This window comes from Sedimentibacter acidaminivorans, from assembly GCF_017873955.1.
GTDB lineage: Bacteria > Bacillota > Clostridia > Tissierellales > Sedimentibacteraceae > Sedimentibacter > Sedimentibacter acidaminivorans.
This window is the reverse complement of record NZ_JAGGKS010000002.1, coordinates 407075-431842: the sequence shown is the minus strand read 5'-3', so window position 1 is coordinate 431842 and position 24768 is coordinate 407075. Positions and strand designations below refer to the sequence as shown.

The 24768-nt window shown below is 32.0% G+C and carries 31 protein-coding genes and 3 pseudogenes; 30 read left to right on the top strand and 4 right to left on the bottom strand.

Annotated elements, in window-relative coordinates; translation table 11 throughout:
• The first annotated feature begins 43 nt into the window (after positions 1–43).
• Entirely contained in the window at positions 44–970 is a 927-nt protein-coding gene (locus J2Z76_RS05390) for an ABC transporter ATP-binding protein (RefSeq protein WP_245210348.1), read from the top strand.
• A gap of 123 nt (positions 971–1093) precedes the next feature.
• On the opposite strand, the gene J2Z76_RS05385 is transcribed toward J2Z76_RS05390, so the two are convergent.
• On the bottom strand, positions 1094–2431 hold the full coding sequence (locus J2Z76_RS05385) for an amidohydrolase (RefSeq protein WP_209510968.1): 1338 nt from the start codon (positions 2429–2431) through the stop codon (positions 1094–1096).
• Positions 2391–2525 (bottom strand): hypothetical protein, encoded by a 135-nt coding sequence (locus tag J2Z76_RS16795; protein ID WP_280922369.1) that lies wholly within the window; start codon positions 2523–2525, stop codon positions 2391–2393. The genes J2Z76_RS05385 and J2Z76_RS16795 overlap by 41 nt, the downstream gene beginning before the upstream one ends.
• A 699-nt stretch (positions 2526–3224) precedes the next feature.
• Here J2Z76_RS16795 and J2Z76_RS16605 point away from each other — a divergent pair.
• From J2Z76_RS16605 to J2Z76_RS05345, 8 genes and pseudogenes are all read left to right on the top strand, one after another.
• A pseudogene (locus tag J2Z76_RS16605) lies at positions 3225–3497 on the top strand (Y-family DNA polymerase); the annotation flags it as partial.
• On the top strand, positions 3494–3919 hold the full coding sequence (locus tag J2Z76_RS05375) for a hypothetical protein (RefSeq protein WP_209510966.1): 426 nt from the start codon (positions 3494–3496) through the stop codon (positions 3917–3919). The pseudogene J2Z76_RS16605 and the gene J2Z76_RS05375, both read left to right, overlap by 4 nt.
• Before the next feature lie 26 nt (positions 3920–3945).
• Positions 3946–4677 (top strand): AAA family ATPase, encoded by a 732-nt coding sequence (locus J2Z76_RS05370; protein ID WP_209511037.1) that lies wholly within the window; start codon positions 3946–3948, stop codon positions 4675–4677.
• A 160-nt stretch (positions 4678–4837) separates the two neighbouring features.
• Positions 4838–5560 carry a DUF5131 family protein gene (locus tag J2Z76_RS05365; RefSeq protein WP_209510965.1) on the top strand — a complete coding sequence of 241 codons (723 nt, stop codon included), beginning with the start codon at positions 4838–4840 and terminating at the stop codon, positions 5558–5560.
• A 168-nt stretch (positions 5561–5728) separates the two neighbouring features.
• The gene (locus J2Z76_RS05360) at positions 5729–5875 is read left to right on the top strand and encodes a hypothetical protein (RefSeq protein ID WP_209510964.1); all 147 of its coding nucleotides are present in this window, start codon (positions 5729–5731) and stop codon (positions 5873–5875) included.
• 165 nt (positions 5876–6040) lie between these two features.
• Positions 6041–6307 carry a hypothetical protein gene (locus tag J2Z76_RS05355; RefSeq protein WP_209510963.1) on the top strand — a complete coding sequence of 89 codons (267 nt, stop codon included), beginning with the start codon at positions 6041–6043 and terminating at the stop codon, positions 6305–6307.
• 151 nt (positions 6308–6458) lie between these two features.
• A complete protein-coding gene (locus J2Z76_RS05350) occupies positions 6459–7040 on the top strand; it encodes a flavodoxin family protein (protein WP_209510962.1) in 582 nt (193 codons plus the stop codon).
• Between the two features lie 393 nt (positions 7041–7433).
• On the top strand, positions 7434–8036 hold the full coding sequence (locus tag J2Z76_RS05345) for a LytTR family DNA-binding domain-containing protein (protein ID WP_209510961.1): 603 nt from the start codon (positions 7434–7436) through the stop codon (positions 8034–8036).
• A gap of 86 nt (positions 8037–8122) precedes the next feature.
• On the opposite strand, the gene J2Z76_RS05340 is transcribed toward J2Z76_RS05345, so the two are convergent.
• Complete coding sequence (locus J2Z76_RS05340) at positions 8123–9124, bottom strand: Fic family protein (RefSeq protein ID WP_209510960.1); 1002 nt, start codon at positions 9122–9124, stop codon at positions 8123–8125.
• A 314-nt stretch (positions 9125–9438) separates the two neighbouring features.
• Here J2Z76_RS05340 and J2Z76_RS05335 point away from each other — a divergent pair, with 314 nt between their 5' ends.
• The 16 genes and pseudogenes from J2Z76_RS05335 (at position 9439) to J2Z76_RS05265 (ending at position 18867) form a co-directional block, all read left to right on the top strand.
• Complete coding sequence (locus tag J2Z76_RS05335; protein WP_245210331.1) at positions 9439–10116, top strand: class I SAM-dependent methyltransferase; 678 nt, start codon at positions 9439–9441, stop codon at positions 10114–10116.
• Positions 10117–10173: 57 nt separating this feature from the next.
• Complete coding sequence (locus tag J2Z76_RS05330; RefSeq protein ID WP_209510959.1) at positions 10174–10692, top strand: methyltransferase family protein; 519 nt, start codon at positions 10174–10176, stop codon at positions 10690–10692.
• A 139-nt stretch (positions 10693–10831) separates the two neighbouring features.
• Positions 10832–11788: a hypothetical protein gene (locus J2Z76_RS05325; RefSeq protein ID WP_209510958.1), complete on the top strand. Its 957-nt coding sequence runs from the start codon at positions 10832–10834 to the stop codon at positions 11786–11788.
• A gap of 220 nt (positions 11789–12008) precedes the next feature.
• Positions 12009–12371, top strand: coding sequence for an MmcQ/YjbR family DNA-binding protein (locus tag J2Z76_RS05320; protein ID WP_209510957.1), 363 nt, complete (start codon positions 12009–12011; stop codon positions 12369–12371).
• A gap of 93 nt (positions 12372–12464) precedes the next feature.
• Positions 12465–13214, top strand: coding sequence for a GNAT family N-acetyltransferase (locus tag J2Z76_RS05315; protein WP_209510956.1), 750 nt, complete (start codon positions 12465–12467; stop codon positions 13212–13214).
• 143 nt (positions 13215–13357) lie between these two features.
• Entirely contained in the window at positions 13358–14233 is an 876-nt protein-coding gene (locus J2Z76_RS05310) for a DUF2812 domain-containing protein (protein ID WP_209510955.1), read from the top strand.
• Between the two features lie 139 nt (positions 14234–14372).
• Positions 14373–14666, top strand: a complete 294-nt coding sequence (locus J2Z76_RS05305; protein ID WP_209510954.1) for a hypothetical protein — start codon at positions 14373–14375, stop codon at positions 14664–14666.
• A 207-nt stretch (positions 14667–14873) separates the two neighbouring features.
• On the top strand, positions 14874–15341 hold the full coding sequence (locus J2Z76_RS05300) for a hypothetical protein (protein ID WP_209510953.1): 468 nt from the start codon (positions 14874–14876) through the stop codon (positions 15339–15341).
• A gap of 87 nt (positions 15342–15428) precedes the next feature.
• Positions 15429–15566, top strand: coding sequence for a hypothetical protein (locus J2Z76_RS05295; RefSeq protein WP_209510952.1), 138 nt, complete (start codon positions 15429–15431; stop codon positions 15564–15566).
• Between the two features lie 2 nt (positions 15567–15568).
• Entirely contained in the window at positions 15569–15985 is a 417-nt protein-coding gene (locus J2Z76_RS05290; RefSeq protein ID WP_245210330.1) for a flavodoxin, read from the top strand.
• A gap of 238 nt (positions 15986–16223) precedes the next feature.
• Positions 16224–16547 carry a PadR family transcriptional regulator gene (locus J2Z76_RS05285; RefSeq protein WP_209510951.1) on the top strand — a complete coding sequence of 108 codons (324 nt, stop codon included), beginning with the start codon at positions 16224–16226 and terminating at the stop codon, positions 16545–16547.
• Positions 16547–16894, top strand: a complete 348-nt coding sequence (locus J2Z76_RS05280) for a DUF1048 domain-containing protein (protein ID WP_209510950.1) — start codon at positions 16547–16549, stop codon at positions 16892–16894. The genes J2Z76_RS05285 and J2Z76_RS05280 overlap by 1 nt, the downstream gene beginning before the upstream one ends.
• A gap of 9 nt (positions 16895–16903) precedes the next feature.
• Positions 16904–17254: a DUF1048 domain-containing protein gene (locus tag J2Z76_RS05275; RefSeq protein ID WP_209510949.1), complete on the top strand. Its 351-nt coding sequence runs from the start codon at positions 16904–16906 to the stop codon at positions 17252–17254.
• Positions 17232–17411, top strand: a complete 180-nt coding sequence (locus J2Z76_RS17055) for a cysteine-rich KTR domain-containing protein (RefSeq protein WP_425347556.1) — start codon at positions 17232–17234, stop codon at positions 17409–17411. Before J2Z76_RS05275 ends, J2Z76_RS17055 begins: the two co-directional genes overlap by 23 nt.
• Positions 17372–17485 (top strand): annotated as a pseudogene (locus tag J2Z76_RS16600) (ABC transporter ATP-binding protein); the annotation flags it as partial. The gene J2Z76_RS17055 and the pseudogene J2Z76_RS16600, both read left to right, overlap by 40 nt.
• A 41-nt stretch (positions 17486–17526) precedes the next feature.
• Positions 17527–18867 carry an FtsX-like permease family protein gene (locus J2Z76_RS05265; protein WP_209510947.1) on the top strand — a complete coding sequence of 447 codons (1341 nt, stop codon included), beginning with the start codon at positions 17527–17529 and terminating at the stop codon, positions 18865–18867.
• On the opposite strand, the pseudogene J2Z76_RS16790 reads toward J2Z76_RS05265, so the two are convergent.
• Positions 18847–19203: pseudogene (locus tag J2Z76_RS16790) on the bottom strand (class I SAM-dependent methyltransferase); the annotation flags it as partial. The gene J2Z76_RS05265 and the pseudogene J2Z76_RS16790 sit on opposite strands and share 21 nt — an antisense overlap.
• A gap of 307 nt (positions 19204–19510) precedes the next feature.
• Here J2Z76_RS16790 and J2Z76_RS05255 point away from each other — a divergent pair.
• The 5 genes from J2Z76_RS05255 to J2Z76_RS05235 all read left to right on the top strand — a co-directional run bounded on the left by J2Z76_RS05255 (position 19511) and on the right by J2Z76_RS05235 (position 24630).
• On the top strand, positions 19511–20179 hold the full coding sequence (locus J2Z76_RS05255; protein WP_209510946.1) for a response regulator transcription factor: 669 nt from the start codon (positions 19511–19513) through the stop codon (positions 20177–20179).
• A complete protein-coding gene (locus tag J2Z76_RS05250; protein ID WP_209510945.1) occupies positions 20176–21189 on the top strand; it encodes a sensor histidine kinase in 1014 nt (337 codons plus the stop codon). Before J2Z76_RS05255 ends, J2Z76_RS05250 begins: the two co-directional genes overlap by 4 nt.
• Before the next feature lie 187 nt (positions 21190–21376).
• The gene (locus J2Z76_RS05245) at positions 21377–21796 is read left to right on the top strand and encodes a hypothetical protein (RefSeq protein WP_209510944.1); all 420 of its coding nucleotides are present in this window, start codon (positions 21377–21379) and stop codon (positions 21794–21796) included.
• 61 nt (positions 21797–21857) lie between these two features.
• Complete coding sequence (locus J2Z76_RS05240) at positions 21858–22625, top strand: ABC transporter ATP-binding protein (protein ID WP_209510943.1); 768 nt, start codon at positions 21858–21860, stop codon at positions 22623–22625.
• Positions 22615–24630, top strand: coding sequence for an FtsX-like permease family protein (locus J2Z76_RS05235; RefSeq protein ID WP_209511034.1), 2016 nt, complete (start codon positions 22615–22617; stop codon positions 24628–24630). The genes J2Z76_RS05240 and J2Z76_RS05235 overlap by 11 nt, the downstream gene beginning before the upstream one ends.
• The last annotated feature ends 138 nt before the right edge of the window (positions 24631–24768 follow it).

Genomic DNA, 24768 nt, shown 5'->3' with positions numbered 1-24768 from the left:
TGAAGTAAAAGGTCTGAAAAAATATTTTAAAACTCCTTACGGAATGCTTCATGCTGTAGATAATATTGACTTTGATATTTATAAAGGAAAAACACTAGGCCTCGTTGGAGAATCTGGTTGTGGTAAATCAACCACAGGCCGTACTATTTTAAGGCTTTTAGAACCAACAGCTGGTAAAATATTTTTTGAAGGAGAAGATTTAGCTAGCTTCAGCAATTCTAAGATGGAAGAAAAAAGAAGGGATTTACAGATAATTTTTCAAGATCCCTTTTCTTCCTTAAATCCTAGAAAAACTGTTAGCCAGACCATAATGGAGCCAATGATAATTCACAAGTTATACAAAACAAAGGCACAAATGATGGAAAAGGTCCTTGAAATAATGGAAATCGTTGGATTAGCAGAACGTTTAGTTAATACATATCCACACGAACTAGATGGAGGTAGAAGACAACGTATAGGTGTAGCTAGGGCACTCTCCTTAAGCCCTAAATTTATAGTATGTGACGAACCAGTTTCGGCCTTAGATGTTTCTATTCAGGCACAGATACTTAATCTGATGAAAGAGCTTCAAGAAGAATTAGGCTTAACTTATTTATTTATAACACATGATTTATCTGTAGTTAATCATTTTTCAGATGAAATTGCTGTTATGTATTTAGGTAAAATAGTTGAAAGGGCTTCCTCGGAAGAGTTATTTAATAATCCTCTTCACCCTTATACTATAGCTTTACTATCAGCAATACCTATACCAGATATACACTACAAACCTAATCGAATAATTTTAAAAGGAGAGATTACATCTCCAATTGAACCTAAAAACGTATGTAGATTTGTTAATAGATGTGGATATGCAACTGAAAAATGTCATTTAGAGGAACCAGAATTGATTGAAGTATCTAAAGATCATCATGTGGCATGTATTAAGGAAGTTATAGAGATGAATGCCAATAAATCAATTTTGAAAAATTAAATAATATTATCAATTGCTAAAAAAGTTTAAATTACTCTATGGAAAAAGAAAAAAGAACATCCCTAAGGACTTATTAGATAAGTAGTCCTTAGGGATATACAAAATTAGTGCTCAATAGTATTTTTATTTAAATTTTTCTCCTATACTTCCCCAATTTCTTAAATATTCTTCTTTTGTATAAACTGGTTCAAATTCTTTAACTACTCTTTCAGCCTCTTGTGCGTCATCATATAAAAGATCAATAACACTTAATGTTAAAGCCTTTGCTGCTCCTAAATAAGCTAATTCTTTGTTAACAAGACGATAATCATCTGAATGAAAGTTTCCAGAAGCTCCTCCAATTCTAGCTTGCAGGGTAGGGATAATACTAGCAACATCACCTACATCCGAACTACCACAAGTATGTTCTTCATTCTTTAATACATGCTCTTCACCAAATAATTCCTTTAAGTTTTGATGCATAATTTCTTGTAGATTTTTATTTGGTATAATTGGTAAATATCCTGGAAGTGAGTTCACAATGCATTTTGCACCCATTGCATCTGCGCCTGCGTGCCAAGATCTAGTTACTCTTTTAGTAGCACTTAATATAGCTTCTAAATTAGACCCTCTAATGTAATTTTCTAGACGAACATCGGCTGGAATAACATTTACTAAATCGCCGCCTCTAGTTATAATTGGATGGACTCTAATATAATCTTTTTCCCTAAAAGTTTCTCTTTGAGCATTAATAGCAGTTAGCGCAATAGTAGCTGCATTTAGTGCATTTACACCTGCGTGTGGAGCACCACCTGCATGAGATTCTTTTCCAATAAATTGAATTTCTTGGCCTATAAATCCATTAGAAGATTCTCCAGCTGAAGCCTTAATAATATCATTTCCTTCATCTTCACTAGAAAAAGTATGTTGCATTAGGGCTATATCCACATCATCAAAAGCTCCCAACTTAATAAATTCCTGCTTTCCTCCTAAGAAACTAATTTCACCTTTCCTAATCAATTCATTTCTATAGCCTATCTCAACAAATTCTTCCGCAGGAATGGCCATTATGCTAACATCTCCTGATAAGCTTTCCATTATAGCAGTATCTTTTAAAGCGTAAATAACACCTATTATACCAGCTATCATACAGTTATGTCCGCAACAATGAGCTGCACCTGTTTCTGGATCACTATCTGGATGCTTTGATGAAATTACGGAATCTAATTCTCCCATTACTGCTACATTATACTTAGAATTTTTCCCTTTAATTAGTCCCTTTAAGCCAGTAATACCTATTTTCTCTTCGTATGGAATGCCCATAGTTTCAAAGACTTGCTTAACCTTTTCTGCTGTTTTAAATTCTTTGTATCCTAACTCTGGTTCATTATAAATTGAATCACCTATGCTTAATATATCTTCTCTTCTTTTATCAATAGCATTAATTGCTATATTTTTTAGTTCTTCCTTTTTTATTTTCATGATAAACTCCTTCTTTGAATCGAATGTTTATTTTATTAATAATACCTGGATTTTCTAAAGACTTAATTTCAGCAACTGCTATAATCATCGACAATTATTCGATGTCAGGTTGATATAATTAAAGTAACATATAGGTATGAAAGGGATAATGTAGTAAGAATTATGCTAATTGAAGTTTGCTCGAAAAACACCTCATTTTAAATATATAATATACTAGTAGAATAATAGAACAAATTTATTGCAAAATAATATTTATTTAGATTATTATTGAATATAGTAATATAGCATATATGCAAAAATTATTTTGGAGGAGAAATATGTCTAACTATTATGAAAATAATTTAGATGAACGACTATTCAACAATTTTATTTAATTAATTTAAAAATTGTGTTATAATATGATTTGTAAAATTCTGTATATTTTGCGTCTTTGAAACGTAAAATAATTGAATAGAATAATTATTTTTTTAATTTAAAACTGAGGTGTCAATTTGACAATACTGTAATGGAGAATAGTGGAGGCGGTATATCAAAGAGAAGTATATAAGATAAATGGCAGGAGTAGATATAACAACAGAAAAACCACTTATGGATACTATAGATTATATAGGAAACATAATTGATGAAATAATTGAACTAACAGAGAAACTTGGTGAATTTACGGACTAACAATTGTTTATTATACCGATAAATAGGAATTTATCAAGCGGATAATTTTTTGAGGAGGTGACAAGGGAAATTATGAATAACAGAACCTATATAGCGATTGATTTAAAGTCCTTCTATGCATCGAAGGAGGGTCAACCTTACTAATCATGTTGTTGATGAGGCAACCACTCAAAAGAAGGATGACTTCGAACAGCTTGATTCCTTTACTGATTACGAGGATATGAAAAAGAAAAAAGAGGAAGAAGAAGCTGAACTTATGCGTGAGAAAAAAATGCAGAAAGCAATGTTGGAGATAAAAAAGAAATACGGAAAGAATGCCATTATAAAGGGTATGAATCTGGAAGAAGGCGCTACCACGTTAGAACGGAATAAACTGATAGGAGGGCATAAGGCATGACGGAGAAATACGATGACATCATCAATCTTCCACATTATGTCTCTAAGACGCGCCCTCATATGACAGCCATTGACCGAGCAGCTCAGTTTTCTCCTTTTGCTGCACTGACTGGTTATGATGCTGAAGTAAAAGAAACTGCAAGTCTGACAGATGAGCGAGTAGAATTGGATGAATATATGAAAGACGCTTTAAGCCATAAGTTGCAAATTATAGAAGACCGGCTTGCAGAGCATCCTGAAATTGAAATTACTTACTTCCAACCAGATGCTAAGAAAAATGGAGGTGCCTACGTTACTGCTATCAGTATAGTTAAAAAAATAGACAAATATAAAAGAGTTGTCGTTATGACTGATGGCATAGTGATTTCCATTGATGAAATTATCAGCATAGATGGACAGATATTCGAGGGATTTATTAAATAACTGAAAGAATGGAAGGTGTTAATCTTATGGACAATCGTTTTATTCAAGGATTAAAAATAAACTGGGAGCGACTTGAAAGAGGTTCTTACATTAAGGAAATACCATCTTTAAAGAACTTGTCAGAACTAATGATACAAAGTAATATAACTTTTTTTGTTGGAGAAAATGGCACAGGAAAATCAACATTATTGGAGGCAATTGCTGTAGCATATGGATTTAATCCAGAAGGTGGAACTAAAAACTTTAACTTTTCTACACAGGATACACATTCATCCTTGGGGAATGCTATTGTATTAGTAAGAGGTGCTATACGCCCAAAAGATGGATACTTTTTAAGGGCAGAGAGCTTTTATAATGTGGCAAGCCAGATAGACAGCTACGAAAGAGATGACCCGGGATATCTATCTTACTACGGTGGGAAATCCTTACATAAACAATCTCATGGTGAAAGTTTCTTGGCACTAATTCAAAATAGGTTTCACAGAGAAGGGCTTTACTTACTGGATGAGCCTGAAGCAGCCTTATCCCCACAAAGGCAATTAACTTTGTTAATTACAATTTGTCAATTGGCAAAGGAAGGAGCACAGTTTATTATTGCAACCCATTCTCCCATATTACTTGGAATTCCAAACGCAGATATTTTGTCCTTTGATGGTGACATTGTTAAGCATATTAGCTATGAAGATACAGAAAGTTATCAGGTTACAGAGATGTTTATTAATAACAAAGAGTATTTACTTAATCAATTGCTGAACTAAATTTAAAAGACATTTTGGGAAACTTACAGCAGAAGAAATCAGTACTGATACAAATATTGAGAAGTTGAGATGCGAAACTGAAAAATGGCTGAAAGAGGACAAGGCGCATAAAAGATTGATTATATAGACACAACAAAACTTACTAAATAAGGAGGACACTATGAACTGGGAACCATGGACAGGCTGCTATAAAATTAGTGATGGTTGCACATATTGTTATTTTTATGGACCCCATGCAAAACGATATGGTCAAAACGTCATAGAAAAAACAGACAAATTTGATTGGCCTATAAGGACAAATGCAAAAGGCGAATACAACATTAAAGGAAACAAAATTCTTGCAACATGTTTTGCAACTGACTTTTTTCTTCCTGAAGCAGATGAATGGCGTAAAGAAATATGGGCTATCATCAAGAAAAGAACAGATATAGAGTTTTTGATTTTGACAAAGCGGATTGACCGCTTCCTTGTATCGCTTCCTTCAGATTGGGATACTGGATATGACAATGTGAATATTGGATGTACTGTCGAAAATCAAATATTGGCCGATTATAGGCTTCCATTATTTTTATCCTATCCGATAAAGCGGCGTTTTATTGCCTGCGCACCGCTTTTAGAAGCGATAGATTTAACATCATATCTTCATGGAGTAGACCATGTTACAGTTGGCGGTGAAACGGGGCGAGAGGCTCGTGAATGTGATTATGATTGGGTACTTAATATCCGTGAACAATGCGTAAAAGCAAATGTAACATTTTGGTTCAAAAATACAGGCTCACTTTTTAAACGTGACGGAGTAGTGGAAAAAGTAAATCCATTTAAGCAAACCAGCATGGCGAAAGAGCTTGGTATAAATATTTCAGACGGAAAAAGGTTGTTTTGACAGGAAAGGCTATGTTAGACTTAATAAGTGATATGGGTATAGAAACCTCATAAATGTGTTATATTATTTAGTTCGCCTAATTTAACAAATGCGTAATCGTTTGCATTAAATTATAACATGCTTTTTATATAAATTATACAAATATTGGGATAATGGAGGTAAGTTGCTATGGAAAATAAAGGGATAAGGGTAATCTGGAATAGTTGGGCTGTAGCATTTTTGTGGTTAAATGCTCTTACAGATATACCCTACATTTTTGCAGCATTAGCATCTTGTTGCATTATTATTGGTAATATACGCAGTAGGCAACTATGAAAAATCCTTATTAAATCCCCTGAAATAAAGGGTACAGAGTATGTAGTTGATACGCTTGAAGCTGCAATATGATGCTTATTGAATACTAAAAGTACATTGCAATATATGATGGTTTTCCTTTTAGCAAGGGCAACATATGTAAATATATTTGAAAGGAAATGAAATATGAAAAAGGTAATTGTAAAAAGAGCATTATGTATTATGATAGTTATGTTTTTTATTGGACTTATACTAATTATATCTTCTACTGCAATAGGGAACAAAATGGGGCATAATGCTATACAGAGAAATGGCGGTTCTATGAATACTATTAGATATGAAAGAATTATTGACAATAGTACATCTAACTTTCGCACTGTTGGTTTGATATTATCATTGGTTGGGGGATTTGGCTTTTTATTAAGTGGATATGCTTTATATAACGAACTATAGCTAAATGGATACACTTGTATGAATGAGGAAGAAAATAGAAAGTCTTTTAATAGAGGTTATACAAATATAAAAAGACGTTTTTTAAATTAAATATATAATAGTGGAACTAATGGTATAATATTGTAGTATACATCAACAAATGGAGGTATAAATGAAATACTGTATTCTTATGGGAAGTCCCCGTAAAAATGGAAATACTCTTAAATTGATAAAGCCTTTTATCGAAGAACTTGAACTTAACCAAATTCAGTATGATTTGATTTGGCTTTATGATAAACATATTGAATCTTGTATTGCTTGTAGGAAATGTCAAAAAGATTGGTCAATTTTTGGATGTCATATTTCCGATGATGTACAGGAAATTTTTGATAAAGTATATGACAGTGATGTTATTATTTTGGCTACACCTATATATTCATGGTATTGTACACCACCTATGAAAGCATTGCTTGATCGTTTGGTATATGGAATGAACAAGTATTATGGTGATGAAAAAGGACCTTCTCTTTGGAATGGCAAAAGATTAGGTATCATAACCACTTGTGGTTATAGGCCAGAAAAAGGGACTGATTTATTTGAGGAAGGTATTAAACGCTATTGTAAGCACTCTCAATTAAAATATATTGGAATGCTTGTCGAAAGAGATTTTGGTTATAAATCTGTATTTATATCAGATGAGAAGATTGAAAATTCAAGGTCATTTGCTCGACAGTTGATAAGTATTATGGAATAATCTTATATGTTTTCTAGTTCGGAATCCTCAAATAACTTGTCACAACAGTATGGCAAAAGTAAATAAACTTGATAAAAATCAATACATTTTTCAAGTAATTGATATATAGTATTATAAGGTTTGATTTAACTAAATATGGTTAATGTATAAATATAAAAAACATACAAACAAAAAAGCTATTGAAAATGATTAAAATGGCATGAAAATGATAGTTTTTTAAAAAAATCACTTTAAAAAGTTTTATAAAGTCTTAAATATCAATATTTGTAGGAGAATTCGAAAATTTACTAATATTTAATCATATAATACATAAAAATTAAATAGGAATGATTATATGATTAAGATAGGAATTTATAGCAATAATATTACTCAAAAAAAGATATTAAAAATCTTATGTTGAAATACTTTAATGATTTAAATATTCAAGCGGAAATTGAGTATATTAGAACAAAGTCAATTGCATTGAAGCATATAGCAGCAAAATTAATTAGTTTAAATATAGTGATTATTTGTGATGGTGATATAATAACATATATTAAAAAGAGTAGCGTTTGTATTGCCAATGATTTGAGCTATATGGCTATTGGGTGGATTGGATACCCGTTAAGCAATGAAAATATTGATGCGATTATGTTTAATGAATGTAATTATAACTGCCCTTTAGGAATGTATAAACTAAATACGAAAAAGGTTGCAATGACTATATCTTATCAGGATGTAGAGTATTTTAAATGGGTAAAGGAAAAGACCATCATACATCTTGCAAATAATGAGGTAGAGGAAACCAATGAATCTATTAAATGTATTAAAGGTAAGTTGGTAGAGGAATTTTTTGTTGATTGTGTTAAGGGATATATAATTAACTTTTACAATATTAAGAAAATTGATAGAATGAATCATATTATTATTATGAAATCTGGTAATAAAATAAAAATTGGAAGAAATAATTGTAGTCATATTATAAGATTGTATTTTAAAATTATTTTTGGTATATAATTTTGCGTAAGACAGTTGTGTCACACTAGTAGTTATTGTGATGCAGGTTGTGGTAAAATTGTAAAACAAAGCAAATATGTAGATAATTATTTTTGCATATTCTTCACCTTTTTATATTTCTGCTTACTGCTATTAGGCTTATCTGGTATCGTCATCTCAATATAACCTAATTCCAAAGCTGGTAACAAATAGTTATCTCTAAATGTAGGTCTATGCCTTAATCCTAGTAATTTCATAAGCTCCTTTGTTGAATATTCTTTATCACCAATAAACTCTAACAGTTTTTCAACTTGTTCGGTTACTTGTTCTGTGACTTGTTCGGTATCAGCAATCTCACATAATGCATCATAAATAGCTTTTAACAGAAACTCTATGAATTTTCCTGAATCAGCACTATGGTCACATTCGCCAAGCACTTTATAATACTCATCTTGCCGCTCCCTGATCAATGTTTCTATTGGAAGCCAGCCAAACAGCGATTTCCATTTATTTAGCAATAATGTCTGCCACATTCGTCCCATTCTCCCATTTCCATCTGCAAATGGATGAATAAACTCAAATTCATAATGGAACACACAACTTTTTATTAGAGGATGTACTTCTGCTTTTTTTGCCCAATCAACTAATTCTTTTATCAGATGTGGAACTTGATTTGCAGGTGGTGCCATATGAATCAACTGTTCTCCAGCAAATACACCTACACCACCACTTCGAAATGTTCCTGCCTCTTTAGTTAATTCATTCATCAACACTTTGTGAGCTAGTAACATATCCTCAACTGAATATGGATTCATTTCTAAAAGCTTGTTGTATGCTTCAAAGGCATTCTTTACCTCGCATATCTCATCTGGAGCCCCAAGAATCCTCTTCCCATTGATAATATCTGTCACCTGGTCTAAAGATAAAGAATTATTTTCAATAGCTAATGAGGCATGAATCGTACGGATACGATTATCCCTTCGAAGTCTTGGGTTGTTGTTCATATTATCATTTATCATAATTTTGGTTATTATTTCAGTAATAGCAGAAATTAAATTTACTGTCTTATCTGTTATTGTATATGGTGGAACATAACCTTTTTCGCTCATATTTTTTCCTCGCTTTGTGCTAAAATTTGCACTTAAATGATTAAACATCAATGCTTTTCTCACTTGTAATTATTATACCGTACAAGTTTCGATAATACCACTACTTTTTGAATTATTTTAAAGATAAAGTAATCCTGTCGTTTCTGATCTTTAGGTGTTTGTTCTGCGCCACATCTGATTCTGGCGCAATCAATTTCTAGATCTGGTGGGCGGATTTATTTCTAACACAAAATAGCGTTGTAATATTTACGTAAAAATGTTATAATATTACATTACAATTAGATGGAAATACATATAAGATAGGAGCATGAAGTATGTCAATACATTATTCTAAAGAATGGAATTGGAAAGAGGAAACAAGCCCAATTTGGCTGAAACCAAGCGAGGAAAGCTATTATATTGTAAAACATTGGAAAGAAAACGGCTATAAAGATGTGCTTGATTTTGGCTGTGGTTTGGGAAGGCATTCCATATTCTTTGCTAAACAGGGGTTTAATGTTTCTGCATTTGATTTATCACAAGAAGGTATAAGTCATTTAGAAAAATGGGCAAAAGATGAAAGATTGACTATTGATTTAACTGTTGCGGATATGCTTAGTCTCCCTTATAACGATAACTCTTTCGACTGTGTTTTTGCCTATCATGTTATTTCACATACAGATACTATAGGAATGCATAAAATTTTATCAGAAATAATTAGAATTTTGAAACCTAATGGAGAAATTTATCTGACCCTATGTTCAAAAGAAACTTGGTCATTTAAAGATGCGGGATATCCAAAAATTGATGAGAACACAGTAGTAAAAACTGAGGAAGGTCCTGAAAAGGGAATACCACACTTTTATGTCACATTACAAGAAATATTAAAAATATTTTCTGATTTTGAGATTGAGAGAATACGTCATACTGATGATTGTTATTTTGCAGGAAAAGAACAGAACAGCAAACACTATTTTATATTGGCAAAACTATGTAAAATGAGCATAATTTGATGTGAACCCGATAGAAAGACTTCGCATTGAGATACAAGTTATGTACGAGGAGATAAAATGAACGGCTTTCTTTTGTTAATTCCATTTATATTGATAAGATTTGGATTTTTAAGCATTTTAAATAAGGAAGGGTTAAAACGTGCGGCTTTCTTCGCTCCGTTGATTGGAAGAGAAAAAGCAGCGTACTTGTTTTATCAGATTTCTAACATTCTGATTTTTATCTATTTATTCTTTCTTAAGATTACGACTGACTCATATTGGTTTTATGCAGGTTTGGTAACATATGGGTTAGGAATCTTGCTGTGTCTTGCGTCCGTATCAAATTTTGCCAAACCTTCGGAGAATGGCATAAATCTTAAAGGATTATACAGGATTTCTCGTAACCCGATGTATGTGTCATATTTTATTTATTTTTTAGGCTGTGTACTGCTTACTAGGTCGTGGATATTACTTACAATACTAATGGTCTTTCAAATATCAACACATTGGATTATCTTGTCTGAAGAAAGATGGTGCATAAAGAAGTTTGGAGTAGAGTACAAAAATTATATGAACAAAGTAAGGCGCTATATTTAAGGGTGGTTATACTAATAAACAATCCTCGTTATCATAGCGCCGGGAGAAATAATAGTTATAACCTTTGAAAATAAAGGATTTAAGTAAAAAAACAGTGGTGTATAGTTGACACTACTAAAAATTAAGGAAGGATAAAGTTATGAATTGCAAATCTGTATTTTCTATTTTAGTGCTTGTATTAATGATTATGCTTTGTTCAGCATGCAACAATGATAATATTCAATATACATTTCCTCTTAGTCAAGAGGATGTGGAGCAGGTTTTTAATAAACAACAATTATCCTGGAATTTAGAAGTTAATCAACCTTACCAGAAGAATCAAACAATATATGTGTTGAAAAATGCAGAAGGGGTTTTCTGTGTAGTTGAGAGCAGATCTAATGAGGGTGAGAAATATTTGTCATTGATTTTACATTTTCCAATTAATTATTCTACCGATCAGATGCGACGTTTTAATGAATTAGAATTGTCACGGTTATTGAATAATGTAAGTATACTTTACGGAAACAGTATAATTGATAAGAAAGTATTTAGAGATTTCTCAACTTATTTTGACGGCAAAAACAGTAAAGAAGATGGTAGCTTATTATGGGATAAACGTATGGGAGATGACCACTATAAATTAAGATTATATCCTAAGGGGGATGAATATCAATTGAGGGACTTCACTATAATGAATAGTGTTGCTTACGAACGGTTAATTTCAGGGTATGCTTCTGCTATGAGAAATACTTATAATAATAGTTCTATGCCACTAAACAAAGGGACAGTTTCATCTATAAAGGGTATTGAGTATCTTGAAGAAAACCAAGATATCGAAATGTCACGTTTTATTATTCATGGCTATTTGAAGGATATATTTGAAACGGAAGATTTTCCAGAGCCTTTCAAAATGATGTCTGATAATTATTTGCCACCAAACAAAGAAGGTTATTTAAGAGCAACATTAGTTGATGATACTGGAAGTATAGAGGTTTTTTTACGACCAACATCACTTAATGAAGATGAATTAAATAAAAAGCGAGATCATTATGTGTATTATTATAATATAAAGGAACCATTTTGTGTTGTTCAGTTAAGTGTTACAGGCGAATAATAAATTTTTTAAAAAAAATACATTTAATTATTACTTAAATATATTTTGCAGTATAAAACTATATTGCATATATACCGATAATAAAATAGAAATATTAATTTACATACATTGTAAAAGAATGATATAATTTTAATAAACTAAATAAATTTACTTTTATGGTAAATCTTGTTTATTGTTTGTAAGTTTGGAAAAATTCGTTCAAGGGAGTGAAATAGAGATTATGAAATATCCATGGATAGATGAATTTTTGTTGTCAATGCCTGGTGCAACTAAGGATTTTAAAGAAGAGTGGCAGTGGACGAGATATTTGATAGGAAACAAAATGTTTGCAGCAGTGTGCAAAGATGAAAAAGGAGAAGATTATATAGTAACAATTAAGTTAGAACCTTCAGATGGTGAGTTTATTAGAAACGAATATGAAGATGTTACTCCAGGATACTATATGAATAAAATTCATTGGAATTCTATTAACCTAGAAGGTGAATTGCCAGATGCTTTAATGAAAGAATTGATAGTAAAATCATATAAATTAGTTCTGGGAGGACTCAGTAAAAAAATGCAGAAGGAGTTAATCACTTTTTAGAGGATGTAGAGTTTGGAGAAATAGAGGACAGATTTAGCGTACAAGTGTTACATAATGTAACATATAAAAAAATAATGATAGATGAGGGTACATATGAATACTGATTTTGTAAACTTAACAACAGAAAACCTTGTCAATGAGCATTTATGCTGCATTATCCGCAGTAAAAAGCCCCATCAAGGTATTGACGCAAAGAGACAATGGCTTTCAGACCGACTAAATGAAGGTCATGTCTTTAGAAAGTTAAATGAAAAGGCTACGGTTTTTATTGAATATGCTCCTCTTGAAACAGCTTGGGTTCCCATAACGGGTGACAACTATTATTATCTGTATTGCTTATGGGTTTCTGGTAGTCACAAAGGAAAAGGGTATGGGAAATCGTTGATGGAGTATTGTTTGGCTGATGCCAAAGAAAGAGGTAAATCCGGCATTTGTATGCTAGGAGCAAAAAAACAAAAATCTTGGCTTTCTGACCAATCATTTGCGAAGAAGTTCGGTTTTAAGGTTGTTGATAAAACCGATAATGGATATGAATTGCTTGCACTTTCTTTTGACGGAACAATGCCAAAGTTCGCACAAAATGTTAAAAACCAAGAAATTGAAAGTAAAGAGCTAACAATTTATTATGATATGCAATGCCCTTATATCTATCAAAATATTGAGATGATAAAACAGTACTGTGAAATGAATAACGTTCCTGTATCTTTAATTCAAGTGGATACGCTACAAAAAGCAAAGGAATTGCCTTGTGCTTTTAATAACTGTAGTGTGTTTTATAAAGGAAATTTTGAGACAGTGAATTTATTAGATGTCGCCTATTTAAAGAGAATATTCAAAAAATGAAAATACAATTTCGGGTTTTTCTCGTTGATTATTAGAAATGTATTTTAATGGGTGCAGTGCTTGTAAAGTGACGAGATATATGCGTACTAAAGTTTGCATTAATCTGATAAATGTAAAATAAAGTATGGATAGGGAGTTCTATTATGAAAAAAATTGTTAGATATGGTTCGGTGTCATCATACAAAAATTTAGCAAGTTATTTTAAAGAAATGGCTAGTAAGGGTTATCTGATTAGTTTTGTACAAAATGGAGTGCATTATTTTGATATAGTTAATCCAGTAGACCTCGATTTTGAGGTTATTATATTTAATGAATTTGATTTATTAATATATGGTGATAGAAAAAAATATATTGATGATATGAAGAAAAAGGGTTGGAAGTATGTATTAAAAAACGATAAAATTATTGTGTTTTGTAAAAAATCTACTGAGGATATATTGTGTCATTGTGACAATGATAGACAACAATATGAAATGGTAAAAAGTGTTTGGAATAGAAATAAACTTAAAAAAATTTTGAGCATACTAATAGCTCTATTTATATATGTGAGTAATGTCTATGACCATGAGTTTACTAGAATATATATCAGTAATAATTTTATTAAAATAGTTATTCCACTAATGATTTTTCTTATTTTTATTCCAATCTTTGGTAAAACACCATATTGGATTTACAAGAATAAAAAAAATATATATACAGGTAAAAAATTATATCATCGCACAAAAAGAACAGATAAACTACTTGATTTATATTTGTATTTTGTACTATATTTTGTATTACCTATAATAATTATAATACAATGGTTTCTGCTACTCGGTGGCGGCGATTATATAGGAAAAGCAATAACACTTATTATTCTCTTTATACCAGTTATTGCATATGTTATTTTCAATAGCAACTACTTTCGTTCTCTAAAATTAAAACGTATTAAATATGCAATTTATTTTGCGGTATTATCGATATATTTGTTTTTAGTATATATGGTAGGATATTATTTTGTTTCAAATGCAGTTAAATAATTTTTATGGTATAAATGGGGATGGTTCTTTTTGATCGTCAAATCATATCAATCAAAAAGAACCGTCTCTAATATTGTTAAATTAAATATTTTATATAAAATATTTAATTTTAATTACCTGTAATAAAGGAAGTGTTTGTATGAAGGAATATAAATATTTGAAAGAATGGACTAAAAAGAAAAAGAAAATTATATATTATTGTGTTGTAATTTCTATACTAATATTACTAATAGCATTCTCGTTATTAATTTTGGAAGACGTGATTTCTAAAGTAACTTTGAGAATAGGGATGTCTATTATACTAATATTATCAATTGTTTTAATTGTACTATTTGTTTTGATTAGAACGTGTCCAAAATGTGGTTACTATTTTGGAAGACATGGATATGCACCTAAAAATTGTCCTCGATGCGGAATTAGGCTAGAAGAATAATTTCTAGTTGGAAGTATGGAAAATATGTTAGTTATCACAGAGAGAAAGTGGATTAATAAAGACACTTCTAATGGGAAAACTATATATATAAGAAAAAATATGAATGGTATGACGATTGTATTTATGCGATTTTAGAAGATGAATGGGTATAATTTGGCTTATAAGATGCTCATTATTTAGATAACAAAAAAAGGGAGGAAAACAAAAATGATACATCTCGTGTATTGTGATAATACAGGCAAAAAGGGGGAACATGTTTTAGATAAAATTTTATCTGGAACTAAAACAATGGTTGTAAGAGGTGCGGCTGGTCGTAAAATACCGCACAGTCGAGTGTTTGAGGGTGAAACAGTTTATTTTATGGAAAAAGGAACGTCACTTATCTCTGCTTTTGCTACTGTAAAATCTGTTCAAAACTATGTGAAACTGACAGAAGACGAAATTGTAAAAACGCTAAATATCAATCAGGATAAGTTGAATTTAACAAAAAAACAAAAAGAACGTTGGCACAAGAAATGCTTATGTCTAGTTGAATTTGATAGTGTTCAGAAAATCGAATCGCCGCTTGCGTTTGATCATCAAGGAAATATGGACGATTGGCTGATTATTGATAAGATTGAAGATGTAGTTGTAGGTACGAGCATACCTTACAACTATGAAAAGTCCAAGTTTTAACACTGAGCATGAGAATAATGGGGGCTATTGATCCATTAAGAGTTCGCATCCAACTAGTAAATTCCAATTTGAACAGGAGGGATCATGATGGAATTCAGCAAAGAAGAATTAGAAAAAGCAATATCATTACTATCTTCTACCATTACCAATTGCGAAAAAATGCAACTTAAGTTTGCAGAGGGAACATTGTTTATTATTCGCTTTTTCAAAACACAGCAAATTTAGCATTGGAAATAGCAATCCAGACTGATGGTACTATAAGAGAATTAATTCCTGATAAGAATTATTCCTTTGACTATAATACAGCCGCAAAAGAAGTAAGAAATCAAATTTCACGGGGATTTTGCCCTAAGCTAATATCTGGAAACGAATCAATAGATGATTATCAGACAATATTTATAGGTACACCTAACTGGTTTAAAACATTAGCTCCACCAGTTATGAGTTTTCTTAGAAAACATGATTTCACAGGGAAAACAATAATTCCCTTCTGCACTCATGGAGGCGGTGGATTTTGTCAAATTGAAAATAATATAGCTATAGAATGCTCAAAATCCATAATGCTACCTGGTATTGCAGTAGATGGTATTGTTTCACCTGAAGAGGTTTCAAAATGGCTTGAGACAATTGGATACCAATTCTAGATTGGATACAATGATTAACCTCTATCCCCTCGTTACAGGGAGATAGAGGTTTTTTATATTTTAGCAAAAGGGTATAATTTAGTGTATTGGAAAATTAGATGCAAAAAGCAATTTTATTGATAAAAATAAATGTAAAAAATAAAATATATCATATTGACGACACCACTACTATGTGTTACTATATACCAGTAGTAAGTAATACTGAATATCGGTAATACTAGATAGAGAGGAGATTAAATTGGAAAATATCACAGAAATGTTAAAGGGTGTACTGGAAGGCTGCATACTTGAAATCATCAGTCACGAGGAAACCTACGGTTACGAAATCACGCGGAGGCTGAATGCACTAGGATTTTCGGACGTTGTGGATGGGACAGTTTATACCATTTTGGTGAGGCTTGAGAAGAATAAATTCGTGGATATAGAAAAAAAACCATCTGATATGGGACCGCCGCGAAAGTTTTTCACTCTTAATGACTCAGGTCGTGAGGAGCTTAGGAAGTTCTGGGAAAGATGGGAGTTCGTATCATCAAAAATTAATGAGTTAAAGGAGAAAAAATAATGAATTTCTGGGAAAAAGTTACAGGAAGCGACATGACTAAAGAAATGAAAAGTTTTGAATTGCGAGTAAAAAAACTACCAGCTGATTATCAAGTAGCATGGGAAAAAGTTAATACAAATCTCTGGGCATACTCAGATTTCACCGGTCGTAATCTCATGCCAATTCTTGATGGTGTTCTTGGTTTGCTCGAAGAAACAGCGGCGGACGGTCAGAGTGTTCAAGAGGTTTTGGGTGATGATATCAAAGGTTTTTGTTTAGCGCTTGTTGGAGAAGAAGGGGCAAAGTCTTATCGCGACAAGTGGCGAGAGCAGCTAAACAATAATATCGCTAAAAAATTAGGTAAATAGGAGGATAAAATGAGAATACAAGAAATCATCGAAGGCAAAAAAGAGTGGCGAGCGCACGTGGCACGTGTTAAAGCGCTTCCGCAAGATTATCAGATTGTTTATAAAGAGATTCAAAAATATTTTTATAAGGTCGGCCCTGTAGAGCTAACCGAAGGGACGGGTTTGCTCTCGGGAATTATAGATCTTTTTGAAGAAGGTGTAGTCTTGGGAAAAGGCGTGCTAGAAGTAACTGGCAGAGATGTAGCGTCTTTTTGTGACGATCTAATTAAAGATTCAAAAACTCATGCTGACATTTATCAAGAATCTGTTAACCAAGAAGTTAACAAGGCCATGAAAAATGTTACGGATAAAAAAAAGTAAAGGGGAAGACATGGATGTTATATTTAAACATTCTCAAGTAAAGAGTGGTACATTGCTTAAATACGAGTGGATTTTATGTCCGGTCTGTGGTAACAAAACTCGTCTCAAGATGCGAACGAGGTTGTGTCGAACATCAGTAAAAACCCACTTGAAATAGATGATGTGCTTTCTGCTGTCGGACTATCAGACAAAAAGAACCGTTTCCCACGGGAACTCTCTGGTGGCGAGCAGCTGTACCTAATTATGTTTTCATACTCAAAAACCTTTACGATGTGCTGCCAACCAGTGGTTTTGGTATCGGAATTGTTTCTTGTACGGATATTGTGGCGTTCCCAGAGGCGGTCACGGTCTATTCGGCATATTTTGAGGACAGGAAAAATATAAATGAACAAACAGCAAAGTTGCACGGGTTGTTAAGTGAAAAAGGCTATTCCCTTTCTGAATGGCTGGATGCTGATAATAACAAGCGTGTTAGTATGCCCTGGTCAAATATAAACAGTATGCAGGCCATGAGCCTTCCTGTATCGACAGCATTTTTTCTGCTTAGCTGCATTATTGTAGGCGTGTTGATTATGCGTATAGTTAAATCTGACAGTGTAGTAATCGGAACGTTGTATGCTCAGGGCTACCGTCGCCGTGAACTGACGAGGCACTATATGGCGATTCCTGTATTGCTGTCTGCAGTGGGAGGTCTCGCTGGCATGTTGCTTGCGCTACCGTGTGTAAGGCCTGTTGTTGATTCTATGCTGATTCATTACAACCTACCTAATAGAGGCATTAGCTTCTCGCCATTAAACCTGGCACTTGCCGTGTTGATGCCGGTAGCTTTTATCGGTCTGTCAAGTTTTTTTATTATACGGAAGATACTCAAAAGAACCGCTGTCAATCTGATGAAAGGCGATGAGCAAAAAGCAAAGGTGAATTTTATAGAACGCGCACTAAGGCTGAATCGGTTTAAATTCAGTACCAAATTCAGGATACGCGAGCAGGTACGAAGCATACCGCGTCTGTTGTTTTTAGTTCTTGGTGTGAGCGCAGCATCGATGATATTGATGTTTGGTTTTACCTTCAACTACTCAATGGATGTGGTGATGGAAAAGGGGGCGCTGGAGAGATATATGTATCCTCTAGAGTATAACTTCAAGGAAGTACAGAATTTACAAGATGGAGGCATTCCCGAAGGGGCGGAGCCGTACAACGCGTTTCGTTGCTATCCAAAGGGAAGACAATCAGTTGAGTTTTATCTGGTGGGTATGATTATTCTCTTTCTTGTTACGTCGCTGATGATCGACGAGAGTCGGAATACCATCTCTCTGTTTAAGATATTGGGCTACCGCAGGAAAGAGCTGGTGAAGCTGATTCTAAACAGCTCTACACCAGCGGTGTTTATCGGCTTCTGGCTGGGGCTACCATTAATGCTTGCCTTCGGGAACAACCTGTACGGTTACGTCGCGGAGATGATCAATATGGTGATACCCATGATTGTGAACCCGCTTTATGTCCTGATAAGCTTCATGTTGATCTTTGTGGTGTATGAGATAGCCAAGCGTTTAAGCGAAAGGAAGCTTAAGAAAATATCCATGAGCGAGGCGCTAAAAATGGGCACAGAGTGAATTTTTCTTAACTGCCAAAACAGTATATATTGCATCATTAATTTTAGTCTTCTTAACTATTTCAAAGCCAATTGATGACAATGCTTTTTCGAGTTCCTCTGAGCCAATACGAATGGACATTGGTGGTCCTTCTATTATCAAGTCGTCCTTTTCATACTCTAGACATAACAAGTGCCCTCCTGTTTTTAGTACCTCAAATAAATTTGAGAGTGCTTTTGTTAGAGAACTCACTTCGTGGAGTATTAAGGATGCCATAACAAAATCAATACTGTCATTTTGAATACTTGAATTTTCAAGATAATCTTGAATCGTTTCAATATTTGTAAGTCCTTTTTCTTTAGCCTTTTCTTATATAACACTGAGCATACGTTTATCAGGATCCAAAGCGTACACTTTGCTAGATGTACTTTCTGCCATTGGAATTGTAAAAAAACCTGAGCCGGCACCGACATCGAGTAACGTATGATTTTTTTGAATTGGCATTTGGCTAATAAGTACTTCAGGGGGTATGAGGCTCTCCCGTTGCTTTATTATGTCAATAATTATTTTAAAAATTAATTATATATATATTTTTTTTGCATAAATGGTTATAATCAATTATAATGTCTTTAAGCTAATAAATTTTATAGTAGGAGGGGTGACTATGGCAAAAATAATTATTATAGAAGATACTGAAACCATAAGAGAAGAACTTAGAACCTTTCTAACCAAATATGGATATGAGACTGTTGCTCCAACAAACTTTCAAAATATTGTTGATTATACTCTAAGAGAAGAACCTGATTTAATACTTCTAGACATAAACCTGCCGGTATTTGATGGATACTATATATGTAGAGAAATAAGAAAAAGCTCGGATGTTCCTATTATAGTAGTTACAAGTAGGGATAACGAGATGGATGAACTTATGAGTATGAATTTAGGTGCCGATGATTTTGTTACAAAACCATATAATACTCAGGTTCTATTAGCAAGAATAACCTCTATATTAAGAAGGGTTCACGGAGTTAAAACTCAAGATTTAATTACTTATAACGACCTAAAGTTTAATTTGTCTAATGGGTCTATTATATATAAAGGCATTTCTTCTGAACTGACAAAAAATGAAATTAAAATACTTTCATGCTTGATTAAAAACAAAGGGAAAATAGTTTCAAGGGATGATCTAATGGACTTCATGTGGAATTCAGATAGTTTTGTAGATGATAATAATTTATCCGTAAATGTAACACGATTAAGAAAAAAACTTGAAGAAGTGGGAATGAAAGAAAACATAGAGACAAGACGTGGATTAGGATATATATTACCATGAAATTAAAGGATTATTTTAAAGATAGAACATTATTCTTGTTGATAAATTTTATGTTATTTGCTATAATGTGCAGCATTATGCTACTTATTGACATTAGGGTTAATATAATTATTCTGATTTTTTGCATATGGTTCCTTCCTGTTTTTTCTTATATGATTACAGAGTTTATTAAGCAAAAAAACTTTTACAATGAAGTTACTAATATAATGGATGATTTGGATAAAAAATATCTGTTATCTGAGATCATTAAAGAACCGGAATTTATAGAAGGAAAATTATTATATGATCTGTTAAAACATGCTAATAGGGATATGCATGAACATGTAAAGAAATATAGAGATATGGAAAGTGAATATAGAGAATATATAGAAACCTGGGTGCATGAGATAAAGACTCCTATTGCCTCAGCAAGACTAATTATAGAAAATAATCAAAATGAAGTTACCAAAAACATTAATTATGAAATAAAGAAAGTTGAAGAATACATTGAACAGGTATTATATTACGCTAGAAGTAATAATGTAAGCAAGGATTACGTTATTAAAGAGGTTTCTTTAAATACCCTAGTAAGAAACGTCATAAAAAGAAATTCCAGAGACTTTATAAGTAAAAGAATTTCTATCGATATAGAAGCTGTAGAAGGCACTGTGTATGGCGATGTTAAATGGTTAGAATTCATTCTAAATCAAGTGATAGGAAATTCCATTAAATACATCAGAGAAAAGGATGGAATGGTAAAAGTATACTCTGTTAAAAATGAAAATAATGTTGTTCTTACAATAGAGGATAATGGCATAGGTATTATAGATAATGATATAAACAGAGTTTTCGAAAAAGGCTTTACTGGAGAAAATGGAAGAAGGTTTGGCAAGTCTACTGGAATTGGACTTTACTTGTGCAAAAAGCTTTCTGATCAGCTTGGCTTAGGACTAAACTTAACTTCGATTATTGGTGAAGGAACAAAGGTTTGTATTATCTTTCCTTTAGGCAAAGTTAACTTAATGAGCTGATTAATTTTATAATAACGAGGTCACAACTACTGCATGTAGTAACTGTGACCTCGTTATTTTTAAAAATTTCAATATACTTCTAACCTTGCAAAAATGTAACCTTAATAAAATGTAAACAAATATGTAATCATAAGTACCCCTGTTATAATAAGCATGCAAATGAAAATAAATTTAGGAGGAATTTAAATTGAAAAAAATATCAATCACAATTATTGCAGTCATTCTTTTATTAATCATAGGCTACTTTGGTTATAATTACTATAACGGTCCTAAGATTGTAGATGGCGTTGTATCAAAAAATATCGATGCCAAGAAGGGGAATCCTGTAGATATAACTACTGAGTTTTCACCAGAGGATACTGTTTATTTTTCTGCAAAAGGTAACAGATTTTGGGTTAAAAAGGCAGATGTAGTATGGTATAAAGGCAAAATTGCAACAGAAAACAGATTTTTAGTTGAAGAAAATGTAGAGATAAACAATGATGGATACTTCTCTGTTAAGCTATCAGTTCCAGAAGATCTTGAAGAAGGTCATTACGGTGTAACTATTTATTCAGGTGGTAAGAGAATTGTAGAGACCCGCGTCGAATTTGATGTAAAAAAATAGAGATACATGTATATGGATCAAATTGAGTTTATCAAACAAATTAAATTATAGGGGAATAACAATGCAAAATATATTAAACGTTGAAAAGATAGAAAAATACTATGGCAATAAAGGTAATACAACAAAGGCAATTGATAATATAAGCTTCAAGGTAGATAAAGGAGAGTTTGTAGGAATAATGGGCCCATCAGGCAGTGGCAAAACTACCATTTTAAATTGTATTTCAACTATTGATAATGTTACAACAGGACATATTATTATAAATGGTCAGGATATTACAACTTTAAAAGTAAAGGACATAGAAAAATTCAGACGCGATGAATTGGGTTTTATATTTCAGGATTTTAACCTTCTTGACACTTTAACCGCCTATGAAAATATAGCTTTAGCTTTAACAATACAAAAAAGAAAAAATACCGAAATAGACAATATTATTAAAAATATTGCGGGGAAACTTGAAATTACTGATGTTCTAAAAAAATATCCCTTTCAAATGTCAGGAGGGCAAAAACAAAGAGTAGCGTCGGCAAGAGCCTTGGTTACAGAACCCTCACTCATACTGGCTGATGAACCTACTGGTGCATTAGACTCTAAATCGTCAAGATTGCTTTTGGATTCATTTGAAAAGTTGAACAAAGAATTTCAATCTACAATACTGATGGTTACTCATGATGCCTTTACAGCTAGTTATGCACATAGAATCTTATTTATAAAAGATGGCAGGATTTTTAATGAGTTAATACGTGGGAGAGATACAAGAAAAGAATTCTTTAATAAGATAATTGAAATTGTAACCTTGTTAGGAGGTGATAGTGGAGATGTTTTCTAAAATTTCATTAAATAATGTAAAAAGAAGCTTTAAAGATTATTTCATATATTTTATTACCTTAACTTTTGCAGTATGTATATTTTACAGTTTCAATTCTATCGAAGCTCAAAATTCAATGCTTGAAATGGGTAAAAATACTATTGCGTTTATGTCAACATTAAACAAGCTCATAGCTGGAGCATCTGTATTTGTAGCCTTTGTTCTAGGTGGACTTATAGCTTATGCTAATAATTTCTTAATAAAAAAGAGAAAAAAAGAGCTAGGCATATATATGATATTAGGTATGCCTAAAGGTAAAATTTCGCAAATATTAATTATTGAAACTATCATAATCGGCCTGATATCTCTAGTTGTTGGAGTTATACTTGGAATTTTAGTATCTCAAGGTCTGTCGATTATAACAGCAAAACTTTTAGTCGTTAATATAAGCAAATTCAAGTTTATTATTTCAGTAAGTGCAGTGATAAAAACTACTGTATACTTTAGCATTATGTTTCTTTTAGTAATGATCCTCAACCAGAGAACTATTTCTAAATATAAGTTGATTGATATGCTAAATGCATCAAAGAAAAATGAAAAAATAAAGCTGAAAAGTCCCTTTCTCTCAATAGTTATATTTCTTTTATCTGTAGTAACATTGGTAGTTGCATATACACTAATATTGAAAATAGGATTAAATCCTGAAAATATTTTGTTTATAGTTTCTATATTGATGGGAATTATAGGAACTCTGTTATTCTTTTTCAGCCTCTCTAATTTCTTTATCCATGCTGTGCAAAAGAATAGAAAAATATATTTTAAAGATTTAAATATATTTGTTCTAAGACAAATAAATAACAAGATAAATACTAACTTTTTATCAATGACTGTCATATGCCTTATGATCTTTTTAACAATAACACTTTTATTTACTATGTTCAGCTTTAAAGGTAGTTATGATAAGTTGATAAAGGGAAATACTTCTTTTGATGCTTCAAGCCAACTTTATATCAATAAAGAAGATCAAAAGATAAAAGATATTAAAGAATATATGGACTTAATGAATTTTAAATATGATAATTATGAAAAACATGTCTTTTTTAAAGAATATAAACTTAATATAACAATAAGTGACTTGCTAAATAAATATTTAACGGAGACAGAAAAAAAGGATTTTGAAGAAAACTATTTAGATGGACCTGTGTCTACTATAAAATTATCTGATTATAATAGGGTCATACAATTAAAAGGGCAGTCCCCTATTAATATAAGTGAAGATGAAGTAATAGTAGTGTCCAACTATGAACAAATGAATAGTGCTCTAGAAAGTTTTATGAAAAATGAAAGCACTATAAATATAGACAATAAAGTTTACTCAATTAAGAATGAAGTTCCCATAAAGGAAAATATAGTTACTACAGGATCTTATTTGGATTTCTTCTATTTAATTGTCCCTGACAACTTCTCAGGAGAGCTAAATTTGTATTCCACAGGATTCAATGTAATGTTTGAAAGTAAAGACCCTAAACAATCAGAAGAAATATTCTCCAACTTCTTAAATGACATTTCAGAGAATGTGGAATATACCTCTATTCAAGTTGTCGGAAATACAATAGAAGATGTACATTTAAGAGTACACGGTTCAACAACAATGATTGTATTTCTGGGTGTATATTTAGGTATAGTTTTTCTAGTATCAAGCGCGGCTGTACTCGCATTGCAACAATTGTCTGATATAAGCGATAGCCTTAATAGATATAACACTCTTAAGAAAATCGGTGTTACTGACAAATTAATAAATAAAGCAATACTTCAACAAAATTTAATATATTTTATGGTACCTTTAGCTTTAGCAATTATTCATTCAATAGTTGGAATGATTGTAATAAACAGAATTTTTAGTGCTTACAGCAGTAGTATAATAGGGAGTTCTTCACTTATGATATCTTTAGCTCTTGTTATAATATATGGTGGATACTTTTATGCAACCTATGTAGGATCTAAAAATATAGTTAGAAACAGCTGATGGTTTTGTTATACCGTTGATATTATAACACTTTACTAATAATTTGAAATTATTATAAAGAACATATTTAAAATTTCTAATAAAAATAGTTTTCTTCATAATATCTTCATAATTCTATGGTAAAAATATATATAATAT

What these genes read in the sequence shown, in the direction of transcription:
- J2Z76_RS05390 (WP_245210348.1), top strand. Translation starts at nt 44, where the DNA reads ATGCTTCATGCTGTAGATAATATTGACTTTGATATTTATAAAGGAAAA.
- J2Z76_RS05385 (WP_209510968.1), bottom strand. Translation starts at nt 2,431, where the DNA reads ATGAAAATAAAAAAGGAAGAACTAAAAAATATAGCAATTAATGCTATT.
- J2Z76_RS05375 (WP_209510966.1), top strand. Translation starts at nt 3,494, where the DNA reads ATGACGGAGAAATACGATGACATCATCAATCTTCCACATTATGTCTCT.
- J2Z76_RS05370 (WP_209511037.1), top strand. Translation starts at nt 3,946, where the DNA reads ATGGACAATCGTTTTATTCAAGGATTAAAAATAAACTGGGAGCGACTT.
- J2Z76_RS05365 (WP_209510965.1), top strand. Translation starts at nt 4,838, where the DNA reads ATGAACTGGGAACCATGGACAGGCTGCTATAAAATTAGTGATGGTTGC.
- J2Z76_RS05360 (WP_209510964.1), top strand. Translation starts at nt 5,729, where the DNA reads ATGGAAAATAAAGGGATAAGGGTAATCTGGAATAGTTGGGCTGTAGCA.
- J2Z76_RS05355 (WP_209510963.1), top strand. Translation starts at nt 6,041, where the DNA reads ATGAAAAAGGTAATTGTAAAAAGAGCATTATGTATTATGATAGTTATG.
- J2Z76_RS05350 (WP_209510962.1), top strand. Translation starts at nt 6,459, where the DNA reads ATGAAATACTGTATTCTTATGGGAAGTCCCCGTAAAAATGGAAATACT.
- J2Z76_RS05345 (WP_209510961.1), top strand. Translation starts at nt 7,434, where the DNA reads ATGTTGAAATACTTTAATGATTTAAATATTCAAGCGGAAATTGAGTAT.
- J2Z76_RS05340 (WP_209510960.1), bottom strand. Translation starts at nt 9,124, where the DNA reads ATGAGCGAAAAAGGTTATGTTCCACCATATACAATAACAGATAAGACA.
- J2Z76_RS05335 (WP_245210331.1), top strand. Translation starts at nt 9,439, where the DNA reads ATGTCAATACATTATTCTAAAGAATGGAATTGGAAAGAGGAAACAAGC.
- J2Z76_RS05330 (WP_209510959.1), top strand. Translation starts at nt 10,174, where the DNA reads ATGAACGGCTTTCTTTTGTTAATTCCATTTATATTGATAAGATTTGGA.
- J2Z76_RS05325 (WP_209510958.1), top strand. Translation starts at nt 10,832, where the DNA reads ATGAATTGCAAATCTGTATTTTCTATTTTAGTGCTTGTATTAATGATT.
- J2Z76_RS05320 (WP_209510957.1), top strand. Translation starts at nt 12,009, where the DNA reads ATGAAATATCCATGGATAGATGAATTTTTGTTGTCAATGCCTGGTGCA.
- J2Z76_RS05315 (WP_209510956.1), top strand. Translation starts at nt 12,465, where the DNA reads ATGAATACTGATTTTGTAAACTTAACAACAGAAAACCTTGTCAATGAG.
- J2Z76_RS05310 (WP_209510955.1), top strand. Translation starts at nt 13,358, where the DNA reads ATGAAAAAAATTGTTAGATATGGTTCGGTGTCATCATACAAAAATTTA.
- J2Z76_RS05305 (WP_209510954.1), top strand. Translation starts at nt 14,373, where the DNA reads ATGAAGGAATATAAATATTTGAAAGAATGGACTAAAAAGAAAAAGAAA.
- J2Z76_RS05300 (WP_209510953.1), top strand. Translation starts at nt 14,874, where the DNA reads ATGATACATCTCGTGTATTGTGATAATACAGGCAAAAAGGGGGAACAT.
- J2Z76_RS05295 (WP_209510952.1), top strand. Translation starts at nt 15,429, where the DNA reads ATGGAATTCAGCAAAGAAGAATTAGAAAAAGCAATATCATTACTATCT.
- J2Z76_RS05280 (WP_209510950.1), top strand. Translation starts at nt 16,547, where the DNA reads ATGAATTTCTGGGAAAAAGTTACAGGAAGCGACATGACTAAAGAAATG.
- J2Z76_RS05275 (WP_209510949.1), top strand. Translation starts at nt 16,904, where the DNA reads ATGAGAATACAAGAAATCATCGAAGGCAAAAAAGAGTGGCGAGCGCAC.
- J2Z76_RS17055 (WP_425347556.1), top strand. Translation starts at nt 17,232, where the DNA reads ATGTTACGGATAAAAAAAAGTAAAGGGGAAGACATGGATGTTATATTT.
- J2Z76_RS05255 (WP_209510946.1), top strand. Translation starts at nt 19,511, where the DNA reads ATGGCAAAAATAATTATTATAGAAGATACTGAAACCATAAGAGAAGAA.
- J2Z76_RS05250 (WP_209510945.1), top strand. Translation starts at nt 20,176, where the DNA reads ATGAAATTAAAGGATTATTTTAAAGATAGAACATTATTCTTGTTGATA.
- J2Z76_RS05240 (WP_209510943.1), top strand. Translation starts at nt 21,858, where the DNA reads ATGCAAAATATATTAAACGTTGAAAAGATAGAAAAATACTATGGCAAT.
- J2Z76_RS05235 (WP_209511034.1), top strand. Translation starts at nt 22,615, where the DNA reads ATGTTTTCTAAAATTTCATTAAATAATGTAAAAAGAAGCTTTAAAGAT.